General features: G+C 41.8%; 14 protein-coding genes and 1 tRNA gene. 9 read left to right on the plus strand and 6 right to left on the minus strand.

Annotated features, from left to right (window positions below; translation table 11 throughout):
* Window positions 1–48: 48 nt before the first annotated feature.
* Window positions 49–537 carry a DUF4251 domain-containing protein gene (locus KCV26_03100; GenBank protein WZX37394.1) on the plus strand — a complete coding sequence of 163 codons (489 nt, stop codon included), beginning with the start codon at window positions 49–51 and terminating at the stop codon, window positions 535–537.
* On the opposite strand, the gene KCV26_03105 is transcribed toward KCV26_03100, so the two are convergent.
* Window positions 532–2,163 carry an alkaline phosphatase gene (locus tag KCV26_03105; protein WZX37395.1) on the minus strand — a complete coding sequence of 544 codons (1,632 nt, stop codon included), beginning with the start codon at window positions 2,161–2,163 and terminating at the stop codon, window positions 532–534. The genes KCV26_03100 and KCV26_03105 overlap by 6 nt on opposite strands.
* A gap of 162 nt (window positions 2,164–2,325) precedes the next feature.
* On the opposite strand from KCV26_03105, the gene surE reads away from it, so the two are divergent.
* From surE to KCV26_03120, 3 genes are all read left to right on the plus strand, one after another.
* On the plus strand, window positions 2,326–3,093 hold the full coding sequence (surE, locus tag KCV26_03110; protein WZX37396.1) for a 5'/3'-nucleotidase SurE: 768 nt from the start codon (window positions 2,326–2,328) through the stop codon (window positions 3,091–3,093).
* Between the two features lie 4 nt (window positions 3,094–3,097).
* Window positions 3,098–4,225, plus strand: a complete 1,128-nt coding sequence (gene lpxB, locus KCV26_03115; protein WZX37397.1) for a lipid-A-disaccharide synthase — start codon at window positions 3,098–3,100, stop codon at window positions 4,223–4,225.
* A 107-nt stretch (window positions 4,226–4,332) separates the two neighbouring features.
* Window positions 4,333–5,355, plus strand: coding sequence for a 6-phosphofructokinase (locus KCV26_03120; protein ID WZX37398.1), 1,023 nt, complete (start codon window positions 4,333–4,335; stop codon window positions 5,353–5,355).
* 8 nt (window positions 5,356–5,363) lie between these two features.
* Here KCV26_03120 and rnc read toward each other — a convergent pair whose 3' ends face one another.
* The 3 genes from rnc to KCV26_03135 are packed head-to-tail and all read right to left on the minus strand — an operon-like array spanning window position 5,364 to window position 7,706.
* Complete coding sequence (gene rnc, locus KCV26_03125) at window positions 5,364–6,170, minus strand: ribonuclease III (protein ID WZX37399.1); 807 nt, start codon at window positions 6,168–6,170, stop codon at window positions 5,364–5,366.
* A 16-nt stretch (window positions 6,171–6,186) separates the two neighbouring features.
* The gene (fabF, locus tag KCV26_03130) at window positions 6,187–7,449 is read right to left on the minus strand and encodes a beta-ketoacyl-ACP synthase II (GenBank protein WZX37400.1); all 1,263 of its coding nucleotides are present in this window, start codon (window positions 7,447–7,449) and stop codon (window positions 6,187–6,189) included.
* Window positions 7,450–7,469: 20 nt separating this feature from the next.
* On the minus strand, window positions 7,470–7,706 hold the full coding sequence (locus KCV26_03135) for an acyl carrier protein (protein ID WZX37401.1): 237 nt from the start codon (window positions 7,704–7,706) through the stop codon (window positions 7,470–7,472).
* Window positions 7,707–7,865: 159 nt separating this feature from the next.
* On the opposite strand from KCV26_03135, the gene purN reads away from it, so the two are divergent.
* The 3 genes from purN (at window position 7,866) to KCV26_03150 (ending at window position 9,687) form a co-directional block, all read left to right on the plus strand.
* Window positions 7,866–8,441, plus strand: a complete 576-nt coding sequence (purN, locus tag KCV26_03140; protein WZX37402.1) for a phosphoribosylglycinamide formyltransferase — start codon at window positions 7,866–7,868, stop codon at window positions 8,439–8,441.
* A 98-nt stretch (window positions 8,442–8,539) separates the two neighbouring features.
* Window positions 8,540–9,520, plus strand: coding sequence for an IS30 family transposase (locus KCV26_03145; GenBank protein ID WZX37403.1), 981 nt, complete (start codon window positions 8,540–8,542; stop codon window positions 9,518–9,520).
* 85 nt (window positions 9,521–9,605) lie between these two features.
* Window positions 9,606–9,687, plus strand: a tRNA-Leu gene (locus tag KCV26_03150).
* A 490-nt stretch (window positions 9,688–10,177) separates the two neighbouring features.
* On the opposite strand, the gene KCV26_03155 is transcribed toward KCV26_03150, so the two are convergent.
* Window positions 10,178–11,167, minus strand: a complete 990-nt coding sequence (locus tag KCV26_03155; GenBank protein WZX37404.1) for a 6-bladed beta-propeller — start codon at window positions 11,165–11,167, stop codon at window positions 10,178–10,180.
* Between the two features lie 620 nt (window positions 11,168–11,787).
* On the opposite strand from KCV26_03155, the gene KCV26_03160 reads away from it, so the two are divergent.
* Together KCV26_03160 and KCV26_03165 are read left to right on the plus strand one after the other, a co-directional pair.
* On the plus strand, window positions 11,788–12,660 hold the full coding sequence (locus tag KCV26_03160) for a pirin family protein (protein WZX37405.1): 873 nt from the start codon (window positions 11,788–11,790) through the stop codon (window positions 12,658–12,660).
* Window positions 12,661–12,807: 147 nt separating this feature from the next.
* Window positions 12,808–13,020 carry a (4Fe-4S)-binding protein gene (locus KCV26_03165; GenBank protein ID WZX38306.1) on the plus strand — a complete coding sequence of 71 codons (213 nt, stop codon included), beginning with the start codon at window positions 12,808–12,810 and terminating at the stop codon, window positions 13,018–13,020.
* Between the two features lie 115 nt (window positions 13,021–13,135).
* Here KCV26_03165 and KCV26_03170 read toward each other — a convergent pair whose 3' ends face one another.
* A complete protein-coding gene (locus KCV26_03170) occupies window positions 13,136–13,639 on the minus strand; it encodes a GreA/GreB family elongation factor (GenBank protein WZX37406.1) in 504 nt (167 codons plus the stop codon).
* Between the last annotated feature and the right edge of the window lie 148 nt (window positions 13,640–13,787).

Raw genomic sequence — 13,787 nt, forward strand, 5'->3', positions numbered from 1 at the left:
AAAACCCTATGTATTTTTGTTTTACAGTAAAAAACAAAAGAATTACAGATGAAACGATCAGCATTACATTTACTTATTGTGCTGTCTGTCGCTTTTGGGCTGACAATGTGTGGCACAGCACAGACGGCAAGGGAGAAGGAAGTTGTAGCCGGAGAAGTGAGCCGGAGCGTAAACGATTTCGACTTTACGTTTAAGGCAACTTACGCTTATCCCACCGGTTTCAAATCCATTTACCTGTCTCCCTACTACGACGTAAAAGTATCTCCCGACACGATACGGGCATACCTGCCCTATTACGGACGAGCATATGTAGCTCCCGTTAATCCAAGTGAGGGAGGAATAAAATTTACCAGTACCGACTTCGATTATCAGGTGAATCCGGGAAAGAAAAAAGGGAATTGGCGGGTAGATATTCGAACGAAAGATACCGGCCGGGAGATATTTTTGTATTTCGATATCTGGGAGAACGGAACAGCCCGGTTGCAAGTCACAGATACCAACCGGCAACCCATCTCGTTTCAGGGGGATTTGTTATAACTTCGTTACTAACTCCTTAGGCAAATAAAAGGTATCGTTTTTATCCATATACACCGCGACCGATCCAATATCGAATGGCTTGCCGTTAAGTTTTCCAACGGACGAAAATGCCTTTATCTCCAGCGTGTTTCTTCCTTTTTTAACCGTTAGGACCGGAAACTCGGGATCTTTCCGGTTCACGGAGTATTTCTGCCCGGCAAAAACATCGGTATGCTTAACAAAGATTTCATCCGACAGTTCCTGTAATGATTTATCCAACCCCAATGCTTTTTGCAGATACTTGTTCACTTGCACATTGCGCACATTCCCTCTCAGGATATCCCCTTGCGGATGATACGATGCCAACAGTGTCTCTTCGCCGGTATGCCCTCCTGTGGTAAATCCGAAGCAGGTACGCGAATTCATTATGTTTACTATGTTGTGTGCCATGTTATTACTTGTCCCCACCTGGGTGTAATCACTTTCTTTGTAGTTTTTCGAAGAGAGCAGTGTCTGCAGTTCTTCCTCGGTAATATCAATGCCGGTGTATTTTTTGAACTCGGCCTTTATGTTTTCGGGTTTGGTATTTATCAGAATGGCTTCGATGCCGTTTGCCGAAAGTTTGTAATTCGATACCGCTTCAAACAACTGCTGAATCGACAGTTTGTCGTACCCTGGACAATCTCTTGAGCCAATGGTAAAACCACTGTTACCGTGGTCAGACATAATAATGACCGCCGTATTTCCGTCCTTTTCAGCAAACTTCATCACCTCCCCCACGGCATCATCAAAATCCAGGTATTCGGTAATCATCCCGACAGCATCATTAGCATGAGCGGCCCAGTCCACCTGACTGCCTTCAACCATCAGAAAAAAGCCCGCTTCTTTTTTGGATAAAAGATCCAGCGCCTTTGCGGTCATTTCTGCAAGCGACGGAACGTTGTCGGGGTTCCTGTCAATGGAATAGGGCAATGCCCGCTCTCCAAAAAGCGCCCAGACTTTTCCGTCACCGTTGTAGTTCAACAACGCGTTTCTATCATCTTGAATCAGCACGGTTCCGTTATTTTTAAAGTGTTGCCTGATATCATCGGTTAAAATACTGTTTCCTCCGCCGAACATCACATCCATATTCTGGTAAGCCATTTGCGGTGCAATAAACTTATAGGCACTGCGTGTATGGTAATGCGAAGAAAAATCAGCAGGCGTAGCATGAGGGAACTCACAGGTCACCACCAACCCTACAGCTTTATTTTTCAGCAACTTAGCTGCTTCCAACAGGGTAGCAGCAGGCTGATAGGTGCGGGCAGCATCCACCGGATAAAGATCGTTTTCCGGATCTGCTTCCGGGTAAATGGCCACGTTGCTTGTTTTCTGTAAAACACCTGTCGCATAGGCTGATCCCGTAGGAGCCGAATCACCAATAGGCGCATTGGAGGAATGTGTTGTAACCGTTCCTGTGAAAAAGGGGTCGATATGCAGGCGGTCACCCATTTTGTTGTAAAATTTATACCAGCGGGAAGCAGAATATACGCCCACCGAGGTACCGTCGGGAATCATCACAATAACGTTTTTTACCGGACGCACTTCCTGTGCTAACATCAAAACTGTACTTATCAGCAAAGTAAACAGCAAGCTTAATTTTCTCATATGTTGAATTGTATTTATACTTGAGTTTAAAACAATAAAGTTAATAAATAGTTGAATTTTTTTGAAACATAAACTTCAATTTAACGATTTTGTAACACCTCCTATGTATGAAAAGTCGATGAATTTGATTAAGTTTGTCCTTCATTTCTAAAGAAAAAAATAATGAACAGTAGAAAACCTCTTATCCTTGTCACCAATGACGATGGGTATCAGGCTAAAGGAATAGTATCGCTTATTGAAGCGATGAGAGCATTGGGCGAGGTAGTTGTTTTCGCCCCGGAATTGCATCAGTCGGGAATGTCGTCTGCCATCTCCACATCACAACCGTTGAGAAGCAGAATTTATAAAAAGGAAGAAGGACTTACGGCATATATGTGCACAGGAACTCCGGTGGATTGTGTAAAATTGGCGCTGAACGAGTTTTTAGATCGCAAGCCCGACTTATTGGTTTCGGGCATCAACCACGGGTCCAATGCTGGAATTAGTGTAATATACTCGGGAACGATGGGCGCTGCTATAGAAGGATGTATTTTTGAAGTCCCCTCCCTTGGCGTATCTCTTTGTGAATATGCGTACGATGCCGACTTCACGCACGCCTGTGAAGTAGCCCAAAGGATAGCCTCGACTGTTCTCAAAAAGGGGCTTCCCAAAGGTATCTGTTTGAACGTAAACGTTCCACAAGGGGAAATAAAGGGAATAAAAATAACATCACAGACGCAGGGGAAGTGGGTGAATGAATATCAACGGTCTGCTGATGGAAACGGCCGCGATGTGTTTTGGATGACCGGGAACTTCGAAAACTGGGAAGAAGACAACGTAAATACCGATGAATGGGCATTGGCAAACGGATACGCTGCCATTGTCCCTGTAAAAATTGACATGACAGCACACGATTTTATCCCTGAGCTGAAAAAGTGGGATTTGACATAAGAATATGAAATACTTCTTAATAGCCGGCGAAGCATCGGGCGACCTACACGCATCCAACCTGATGAAGTCGATCAAACAGTTGGACAAGGAAGCCGATTTCCGGTTTTTCGGAGGTGATCTTATGGCCGTCCAGGGAGGAACACTGGTTAAGCATTACCGTGAAATGGCATTTATGGGAATTGTCCCGGTTGTTATGAATGCGAAAACCATTCTTAACAACCTGCAACTCTGTCAAAAGGAGATCGCCGGCTATCAGCCGGACGCGGTTATCCTGGTTGATTATCCGGGATTCAACCTAAAGATGGCTAGGTTTGTAAAGGCTCGATTGAACATTCCCGTCTTCTATTACATCTCACCTAAAGTATGGGCATGGAAAGAGTATCGGGTTAAATCGTTCAAGAAATATGTGGATGAGATGCTTTGTATCCTGCCCTTTGAAGTAGATTTCTACGAAAAACACGATTACCGGGTCCATTACGTCGGAAATCCGTCGGTGGATGAGATCGACGCGCGCGAGTATAAAGATGAAACGTTTGCCGAGTTCATTGCGGCCAACACACTTCCCGACCGTCCGATTATCGCACTGCTTGCAGGAAGCAGGAAACAGGAAATATCCAGCAACCTGCCACCTATGCTGCAAGCAGTAAAAGGATTCGACGATTACCAACTGGTAGTTGCAGGGGCACCCGGTATTGAACCTGATTTTTACGATAAGTTCACCCAAGGATTTCCGCTGAGGGTTTTGTTCCACCAAACGTACCGCATTCTCGCCCAGTCACAGGCAGCGTTGGTTACCTCCGGGACGGCCACCCTGGAGACGGCGTTGCTGAACATTCCTCAAGTAGTTTGTTACCGTACGTCGATGCCGCGGCTATCATACTGGGCCTTCAAAAACATCCTGCACACACCCTATATCTCATTGGTGAACCTTATTTGTGGCAGAGAAGTTGTGACGGAACTCTTCGCCAAGTTTTTCACCGTTGACAACATCCGAAAAGAACTTACCCAACTTCTCCACGTGAAGAACTACCGAAAAAACATGCTGGACAATTACGCGGAAATGCGGCGGATACTGGGCGGAACCGGTGCTGCGGACCGTGCAGCGGAAACAATATTGAATAAGCTCAGGTGAATCGATTTTCTGTTGGCATACTGAAAATATTCTTTCCAAAATCTTCACTTTTTAATCCTTTTTTGTTTCCTTTGTATCGGAACTAATGTAAGAAAATCAGAAACAGTATGAAAATTGGAATTCTCACTTCCGGTGGTGACTGTCCCGGAATTAATGCGACCATACGAGGCGTTGGAAAAACAGCCATTAACAATTACGGAATGAAGGTAATCGGCATTCAGAATGGATTTTCCGGACTGCTTTACAAGGACGTTATTGACCTTTCCGATGCATCGCTCTCTGGGATTCTTAATCTGGGAGGAACCATTCTTGGGACCGCACGCGAAAAGGTGTTCCGTAAAAAAATCACATCACCCGACGAAAAAGACCAGGAAGAGATAAAAAAATGCTACCACGAATTGGGCCTCGACTGCCTGGTTTGTATTGGAGGAAACGGCACACAAAAAACCACTTGGATGCTTTCTGAATTGGGGCTGAATGTAGTAGGAATTCCTAAAACCATCGATAATGATGTGTACGGAACCGATGTCACTTTCGGGTTCGACACCGCTGTCAATATTGCTACGGATGCTATCGACCGCCTGCATTCCACGGCAAGTTCCCATCGTCGTGTAATGGTTATTGAACTTATGGGGCACCATGCCGGCTGGATTACACTGTATGCTGGAATGGCCGGGGGAGCCGATATCATTCTACTTCCCGAACTTGGTTACAACATGAAAGTAATTATCGACAAGATAAAAAAGAGAATGGAAATGGGGAAAGCCTATTCCATTGTGGCTGTTGCCGAGGGAATTGAAATACAAGGAAGCAGCGAAAGGCCTGCTATGTATTTCGCCAGAGAAATTGAAAGGCAAACCGGATTTGAAACTCGCGAAACCGTCCTCGGATACATTCAGCGCGGAGGTTCACCGTCTCCCGCAGACCGTAATTTAGGCACTTTGCTCGGCGGCCATGCAGCACAACTCATTCACGAAGGGAAGTTCGGACGTATGGTTGCACAGATCAAAAATAAAATAGATGACGTACCTTTAGAAGAAGTTGCGGGCAAACTTCGCCTGGTAACTGTGGATACTCCTTTGGTACAACAGGGAAGAAGGATGGGTATTTCATTCGGCGTCTGGGTATAAGCTGGACATTAGATTTCTATCTGCACGTTCTCTTCCTCCTGCCCGGAAGTTTCTGAAGACTCACTATTCCCTTTCTCGAAAAGTTTTTCCAGAAGTTCATTATCGTTCCGCAGCTTCTTGATGGCTTTCTTTGCTGCCTTCTGATGCGATTCTTTTTTGGAATACCCTTTTCCTGAACCCAGATCCATCCCACCGACAATAACCCTCGATTCAAAAATAGGATTGTTTTGCTCATCGTAGGAAGAGTCGGTCACCTCAAACCCTACGTCAATTTTGTATTTTTGTCCCCACTCTATCAGACGCGACTTAAAGTCTACCTCACTTTTCAATACGGTATCGATATTGATGTGTTGCTTAATGAGCGTTTCAAAAACAAAACTTTTCGCTACGCGGTAACCCTGATCAAGATAGATCGCTCCAATCAGTGCTTCGAGGGCATCTCCGTAGATATTGGTGTTGTGAGCAAGATTGCGGGTGGATGAAGTGATGATTTTATCGATCCCTATTTCAATAGCAATTTTGTTCAGCGTTTCACGTTGAACAATCCTCGAGCGGGTACTGGTAAGGAATCCCTCTTTTTTATTCTCGAATTTTTTGTACAAAATATCGGCTACAATGGCATCAAGAATGGCATCACCCAGAAATTCGAGCCGTTCATTATTAACCCATTTTCCTGAATTTGAGCGAATTGATGATGATCTGTGTGTCAATGCTTCCTGGTACAGATCAATTCTATCGGGATAAAATCCCAACATCCTGTAAAATGAAAAGTAGGGTTCTTTTCCTTTGTGAGGAATTGCCCTTACTTTTCGCATAAATTTTCTTAACACATTACTTGTTGAATTTCTTAAGGATTACGCTTGCGTTATGGCCTCCAAAGCCAAAAGTATTCGATAGAACAGCTCTTAACTCGCGTTTTTGAGCTTTGTTGAATGTGAAGTTAAGATTATAATCGATTTCCGGATCCTCGTCGCCTTCAGTAAAATTGATTGTTGGTGGAACGATTTGGTTCTCAATGGATAGAGCACAAAACATTGCTTCCAGTGAACCGGCAGCACCCAACAAGTGTCCCGTCATCGACTTGGTTGCACTGATGTTTAGCTTGTAACTGTGTTCTCCAAAAACCTCCTTTATGGCTTTTACTTCCGAAATATCGCCTACCGGCGTAGATGTTCCGTGGACATTGATGTAATCTATATCTTCGGGTTGCATTTGTGCATCCTCCAAGGCGTTGTACATTACCAGTTTGGCTCCCAAACCGTCGGGATGGGAAGCCGTGATGTGGTGAGCATCGGCCGACATGCCGGCACCAGCTACTTCGGCGTAGATATGCGCGCCACGTGCAAGAGCGTGTTCCAGCTCTTCGAGAATCAGGCTCGAAGAACCTTCTCCCATGACAAATCCGTCCCGGCTGGCGCTAAAAGGGCGTGAAGCCGTTTCAGGCGAATCGTTACGGGTAGAAAGTGCATGCATTGCGTTAAATCCGCCCACTGCTGAGGCGCTGATGGTCGCTTCAGCACCACCGGTAACAATAACATTTGCCTTATTCAGTCGGATGAGATTAAAAGCATCGGCGATGGCATTTGTAGAAGATGCGCATGCCGAAACGGTTGCGTAATTAGGACCTCTCAGTCCGTAAATCATAGAGATATGCCCGGCGGCAATATCGGCTATCATTTTCGGAATGAAAAATGGATTGAATCGAGGGCCTTTATCTTGCGTAAGATAATAATTACCAACCTCTTCCTCAAAAGTTTTGATACCTCCAATTCCGGCAGAGAAGATAACTCCGATACGGTTGGTGTCTTCTTTTTCCAAATCAAGTCCTGAGTTCTCTATCGCCTCTTTCGCTGCTTTCAGGGCAAGCTGAGAATAACGGTCGAATCTCCGGGCCTCCTTCCTGTCAAAAAGCTCGTAGGGATCAAAATTTTTTACCTCACAGGCAAATTGTGTCTTGAACAAAGATGCATCGAAAAGAGTAATAGGTCCGGCCCCGCTTTTTCCCGCTACGGTATTTTCCCATGTTGTTTTAACATCATTTCCCAACGGTGTTACAGCTCCCAGACCTGTTACTACTACTCTTTTTAATTCCATGAATTTTACTTGTGGATTTTTTATTTAGCGTGTTGCTCAACGTAAGCAATAGCATCACCTACCGTAGAAATTTTCTCAGCTTGATCGTCCGGAATGGAGATATTGAATTCTTTTTCGAATTCCATGATCAACTCAACAGTGTCAAGTGAATCAGCTCCCAAATCATTGGTAAAGCTGGCAGTTTCTGTTACTTCAGACTCTTCAACACCTAATTTATCGACAATGATCGATTTTACTCTTTGTGCTACTTCAGACATAACTTTTTATTAATTAAATTAGTAAATAAAAGATATTTTCTTTTTAATTTTGTGGATGCAAAGTAAATCAATTTTTCTTTAACCACACAATTTTTCAATCAATAAATTCAAAAATAATGCACATTTACCGTTTTTTTGTGCAAAACACACACCTGTTTTATGAAGAGAATAGCCATATTTGCCTCGGGTAGCGGATCAAACGCTGAAAATATTGTCCGGTATTTTTCCGGTAACGACGAAATTGAAATAGCGTTGATTCTTTCCAACAAAAAAGAAGCTTTTGTGCACGAACGGGCTAAAAATCTGGGGGTTCCGTCTTATACCTTTTCCAAAACGGAATTTGACGAAGCGGAGTTGATTTTGGAAACGTTGCAACAGTATAACATCGATTTCATCGTGTTAGCGGGTTATCTGCTAAAAGTGTCTGCCCCGCTTCTGAAAGCTTTCCCCAACAGGATAATCAATATTCATCCGGCTTTGCTCCCCAAGTATGGAGGGAAAGGGATGTACGGCGACCGCGTTCACCGAGCAGTAATGGAGGCCGGTGAAAAGGAATCGGGGATATCCATACATTATGTTAACGAGCACTACGATGAAGGCGATATAATTTTCCAAGCTTCCTGCGAAGTACTTCCCGGCGACACTCCCGGCGATATTGCCCAAAGAGTACACCAGCTGGAATACAAACATTTTCCTGAAGTCATCGAGAAGATTGTCCGGCGTAAATTCAATTAGTAAATGCAACTAAATATCATTTATTAATGGTCAAAAAGATTCCCAAGGGAACGCGTTCCCTTGGGAAAGTTGGCCAAAATGTTTATAATAGTTGTATTATGAAAAAATTTAAACAATTGACCGTAGAGCGAAGATACCAAATATCAGCTCTACTTCAAAGGGGAAGTACACAAAAACAGATTGCAGGGATTGTAGGAGTATCGGAATCAACCATAAGTCGGGAGTTGTCCCGCAATAAAGCCAAGCGTGGGAAGTATTCTGCGGCTCGCGCTCAAATGCTTGCCGATGAACGCAAGGAACGCTTCAAGCGCAAGCGTAGCTTCAGTTCATCCATGCAGCGGTTCATTGACAAAAAACTACGGGAAGAACAGTGGTCTCCCGAACAGATTAACGGCTATTGCAAAGTCAACGGCATTGAGATGGTAAGCGTGGAAAGGATTTATCAGCACATTCGCAAAGACAAGGCGCAAGGAGGAGATTTATACACTTTCTTACGCCACAAGCTCAAGCACAGAAGACGCCCGGTATCGGATACCCGGGTACACATTAAAGACAGGGTGGGGATTGAACACCGACCGGCAATCGTAGACCAGAAAAAACGATTTGGAGATTTGGAAATCGATACCGTAATCGGCAAAGACGGCAAGGGTGCCATCTTAACCATCGTGGAGCGAACCAAGGCGTTTGTGCTAATGGAAAAATTGGAAAAGGGGAAGAATGCCGAGGCAGTAAAGGAGACTGTCATCCGTCTGTTAATGCCTTATAAAGGAAAGATTCACACCATAACATCCGATAACGGCAAGGAGTTTGCAGAACACAAAGCCATTGCAAGCGCTTTGGATATTGATTTTTACTTTGCCAATCCATACAGTTCCTGGGAAAGAGGATTGAACGAATACACCAATAAACTCGTACGCCAATACATCCCGAAAGGAACTGACTTTAATGATGTTAATAGTGAAAAAGTGAAGGAGATACAATACAAATTAAACCGAAGACCAAGAAAAAAATTGAACTATAAAACACCGGCTCAATTATTTTTTGCATCTTTGGAAAATAAAATTGCATTTGCGAGTTGAATCTACGCGGAAGAAATAACTTCGACAAAAGCCACAAAAAATAAAAATTAATATTAACTTTGCACTCGCAAATAAAAACAGGCCTGCGGCTGTGGCGTAATTGGTAGCCGCGCCAGACTTAGGATCTGGTGCCGAGAGGCGTGGGGGTTCGAGTCCCTTCAGCCGCACAAAAAGCTCCTTTTAGATTTCTCTGAAGGGAGTTTTTTCACACCAGCACTCACTAAATGTCTCTGATTTACAGTGTCTTACATAGGTAATATCTTCCCCACTCCATCAATTCCATCAATCATCCCAACCTGAGTTATAAATGAAGTTAAGGTGCCAAATCGGGAATATTTCTCTCATCTATATGGATGTACACCTTTTTAACATTATAGCTATGTATTAAATGGCGTTAAAACAGGTAAATATATCAAATAACCGTACACTGCAAAGGTAACGATTCATCGTGAAAAGTAGGATAGTAAAAACGATCTTGTCCCCGGCAGTTCTATTAATGCAAAAAAATTAACAGCTACATTGGAACACTTAAACTTTCATTGTACGATGCAATGAAAGACCTGGAAGAAAGGGGAAATCTGGATGAACAAGAAAAGACAAAAGACCAATAAGTGTACGTATCTATTGGTATAGGACAAATAATTTATGAACAGCGGTCTAACTGCCTATACCTTTAAAAGCATATTTAAATACTCGAGAACCCCGTATCGAAAGAACGTTTCCATCTTTATCAACTGCAAGGGCCATAACTTGACTTTTATCAGAATCATCGGTTACAATCCATTGTTTAATAAATTTTCCCATTAAATCAAATTTTTCAATGCGTGCAATATTACCGGCCCCCCCATTTTGTGTGCTATTATCAGCTACATAAACGAAACCATTTGCACTATCAATTGCAATTCCGCAGGGAAAAAGAAATTGACCGCCACCATTTCCTTTACTGCCCCATTTCATTATATAAGCGCCACTAGACGAAAACTTTTGTATTCTGAAATTCATGTTGTCAACCACATAGATATTGCCTGCTTTATCAACAGCCATCTGACCATTCATACCTTGATTGGATAGGTCATTCTGATTGCTTAACATGAGTTGCCCGTCTCCAGTTCCTGTACCGCCCCATTGCATCATGAAATTGCCTGACAGATCAAATTTCTGTAATACATTTGATACATCAACAGTATAAACCCATTTATTTAACTTATCTACAGCAATAGTCCCTGCAAAATCTACTTCCCACTTTGTTACATATAAGCCTGCTGAATTAAACTTTTGTATCCTTAGATTTTTCTCATCAGCTACGTATATATTATTATCTCCATCAACTGCTATATATTTGGGCCAACTGAACTGTCCGTTATTGATCCCAAAAGTCCCCCATGTTGTAATTAATGTTCCCGTAGAAGCATATTTGCCTATTCTGTTTCCCATGAGTTCCGAGATATATACATTCCCATTACCGTCGACTGCAATACCCCACGGGATGACGTTTCCATCTGAAGTAATATTCCAGGAGCCAATTAGATCAGAATTATGAGGGTTATCCTCATCTTTATCTTTAGCCTCATCTTCTTTATTGCATCCTGAAAAGGAAGTTGCTCCTGCAATTAGTAGTCCAATGGTTACAAATTTTATGATTCTCATTTTGTTGTTTTTTATATATCATTATAATCCAAATAATTTCTTATATTTAATTCCCCTATTTAAATGAATATACATGTTTCTCCGGTTACTACCTGAAACTCATGTCAGGCAACAATTGTGATGTCTATAGTATAGAAATACAGCCTGCAAGTTTAGTTATTTTTCTGATATCTTTTTTATTTTTTACTATTATTCTGGGTTAGTCGTATTAAAATAAGGTTAAATAGAAATTTTCATTACTGATAGCCCTTCACTAAGATTTAATGAAATTTCTTCTGTAATGCAATTGGCACTTTGGTGGAAGATAAGGATTATCTCACTATCTTTACACATATTAGTAACTATTTAAAGGAGATGTGTGTACATAACCTCTAAGTTTCACCAAATAAAGAAACCTTATAACACTTATGTACAATAGGTTATATAGTTATTGCATTATTTTTATCTTTTGGAGCCTATTATTAGCAAACGGAATAGATTTTTATTACATTTACAGGAGTCTAATGACCCAATTGTATCATGTAGTGTAATGAATATGGATCATTATGCAAGACAGTATAAAACTGTCCGTTTGCAAAGAGTGTATTTAATAAGGTAAATGAAATTAAAGATGTCCTATTATGAACAAAAGAAAAGCAAATCAAATTATTAGAGGACAGAATGCTGTCGATGGCGCCGGAGTTCATCTGCGCCGTGTGTTGGGACCAGTAAACATTGTAGATTTTGACCCATTTTTAATGCTTGACGGCTTTGATTCCGAAGATCCGAAAGACTACATTAAAGGGTTTCCCTGGCATCCACACAGAGGTATTGAGACCATTACTTATCTAATTAAGGGCAAGGTTGAACATGGCGACAGTCTTGGAAATAAAGGCACGATCCACGATCTGGAATGCCAATGGATGACAGCAGGTTCAGGCATTATACATCAGGAAATGCCTAAAGAATCTGAAAGAATGCTTGGGTGCCAGCTTTGGGTAAATTTGCCTGCCAGAGATAAAATGACCATTCCGGCATACGGTGATATCACGCAAGAAAAAGTTACCCTTGTGGAAGAAGAAAACGCCGTAGTGAGAATCCTAGCCGGCACTTACAAGGGCAAAAGCGGTGTCTTCGAAGGCAAATATGTAAAGGTTAAATATCTAGATATTGATCTGGCTCCCAGCAGCACATGGACTTACGACGAAACTCCGAATGACCAAACGCTGTTCATCTATTTATTGGACGGCAACCTTGCCGTTGACAACAACCTGTCTCAATTTGAGAATAAATCATGCGCTGTTTTATTTACTTCAAGCGATAAAGACAGTGACATATACGATTCTGTAGAAGTCCGTTCAGGAAATCAGGGTGCCAGGTTTGTTCTGTTGGCGGCCAAGCCGTTGAAAGAACCTGTAGCATGGGGTGGCCCAATTGTGATGAATACCAATGAAGAACTGGATCAAGCTTTTAAAGAATTAGATAACGGAACATTTATTAAGCATAGCGTATAATTCTACTTCATTTTAAACTCAGAAACTGTTTTAATATTTTTCATGCCCTGTTTTATGCCTATTTCTGGATGGATCTGGATTTTCAGCTCACGCATAATAGCGGGCTATTTTAAAGAAATGAAAATTCAAAATAGTTTCTTAATCAATATGTCAAAAAAAGAATATTCAAACGAAGAAATTACCATCATTTGGGAATCGGAGAAATGTATTCATTCCGGTATTTGTGTTAAAACACTACCTAAGGTTTATCATCCACAAGAAAGACCCTGGATTAAAATCGGTAATGCAACATCCGAAGAATTAATGAATCAAATAAATCTTTGTCCTTCAGGGGCATTGAGTTATAAAAAATTAAAGTAACCGAACTGACTATTCATTATTCTGATTCTATTTCTTTGCACCTTACAAAAAAATAGGATCAGACAACGTTGAATAGAGTCATATTATCTTATCTCTTAGGACGCACAATTCGCTCTTAGGTATAGGCTATGCTTATAATTTCATAAACGATATCTTTCTTGTCTCGTTTTAAAACAACTTTGTCTCCCTCTTTTTTATTCGTCAATGCATTGGCCAAAGGCGATATAAAGGAGATTTTTCCTTTGGAAACATCAGCTTCATCAACACCCACTATTTGAAAAGTTTTGATTCTCCCGGTTTCTTCCATTTTGAGAGTTACCCGTGCACCGAACCTTATTTCATCTTGAGGCTGTTCGTCTAAATTAACTATTATGGCGGTGTCGATTCTGTGGTTCAACAGATACAATTTTGCATTAATATGGTTCTGCACTATTCGTTTCTCATTTTCATCGGCTTTGTTCAGATTTTCTTTCTCATTGATAAGTTCCTCTCTTTCGGCCAACAGTTCATCCAGTCCCTCCCGGGTTACATAATTTATTGTTCCTTCCGGTAAATAAGCCCGGGGGGGTACTATCGGAATCTCTTCCTGATCGCTTTCTTTGACAAATCCTCTGCTCATAACAACTCACGTCTTCTATCTAATGTTTTCCTCTGCAAACATAGTTGGATTCTTCAAAATATTCAAGTTTTTGTGTACATTTTTCCTCAGTATCAAGACTTAGTCTTACTTGACACGCTACAGGAAGAATTGTTTTTTGTTAAAAAGA

Source organism: Petrimonas sulfuriphila (assembly GCA_038561985.1).
Taxonomy (GTDB): Bacteria; Bacteroidota; Bacteroidia; order Bacteroidales; family Dysgonomonadaceae; genus Petrimonas; species Petrimonas sulfuriphila.

Bases quoted from the DNA above. Each gene is read 5' to 3' on its own strand.
- KCV26_03100 (WZX37394.1), top strand. From the start codon at position 49: ATGAAACGATCAGCATTACATTTACTTATTGTGCTGTCTGTCGCTTTT.
- KCV26_03105 (WZX37395.1), bottom strand. From the start codon at position 2,163: ATGAGAAAATTAAGCTTGCTGTTTACTTTGCTGATAAGTACAGTTTTG.
- surE (WZX37396.1), top strand. From the start codon at position 2,326: ATGAACAGTAGAAAACCTCTTATCCTTGTCACCAATGACGATGGGTAT.
- lpxB (WZX37397.1), top strand. From the start codon at position 3,098: ATGAAATACTTCTTAATAGCCGGCGAAGCATCGGGCGACCTACACGCA.
- KCV26_03120 (WZX37398.1), top strand. From the start codon at position 4,333: ATGAAAATTGGAATTCTCACTTCCGGTGGTGACTGTCCCGGAATTAAT.
- rnc (WZX37399.1), bottom strand. From the start codon at position 6,170: ATGCGAAAAGTAAGGGCAATTCCTCACAAAGGAAAAGAACCCTACTTT.
- fabF (WZX37400.1), bottom strand. From the start codon at position 7,449: ATGGAATTAAAAAGAGTAGTAGTAACAGGTCTGGGAGCTGTAACACCG.
- KCV26_03135 (WZX37401.1), bottom strand. From the start codon at position 7,706: ATGTCTGAAGTAGCACAAAGAGTAAAATCGATCATTGTCGATAAATTA.
- purN (WZX37402.1), top strand. From the start codon at position 7,866: ATGAAGAGAATAGCCATATTTGCCTCGGGTAGCGGATCAAACGCTGAA.
- KCV26_03145 (WZX37403.1), top strand. From the start codon at position 8,540: ATGAAAAAATTTAAACAATTGACCGTAGAGCGAAGATACCAAATATCA.
- KCV26_03155 (WZX37404.1), bottom strand. From the start codon at position 11,167: ATGAGAATCATAAAATTTGTAACCATTGGACTACTAATTGCAGGAGCA.
- KCV26_03160 (WZX37405.1), top strand. From the start codon at position 11,788: ATGAACAAAAGAAAAGCAAATCAAATTATTAGAGGACAGAATGCTGTC.
- KCV26_03165 (WZX38306.1), top strand. From the start codon at position 12,808: ATGTCAAAAAAAGAATATTCAAACGAAGAAATTACCATCATTTGGGAA.
- KCV26_03170 (WZX37406.1), bottom strand. From the start codon at position 13,639: ATGAGCAGAGGATTTGTCAAAGAAAGCGATCAGGAAGAGATTCCGATA.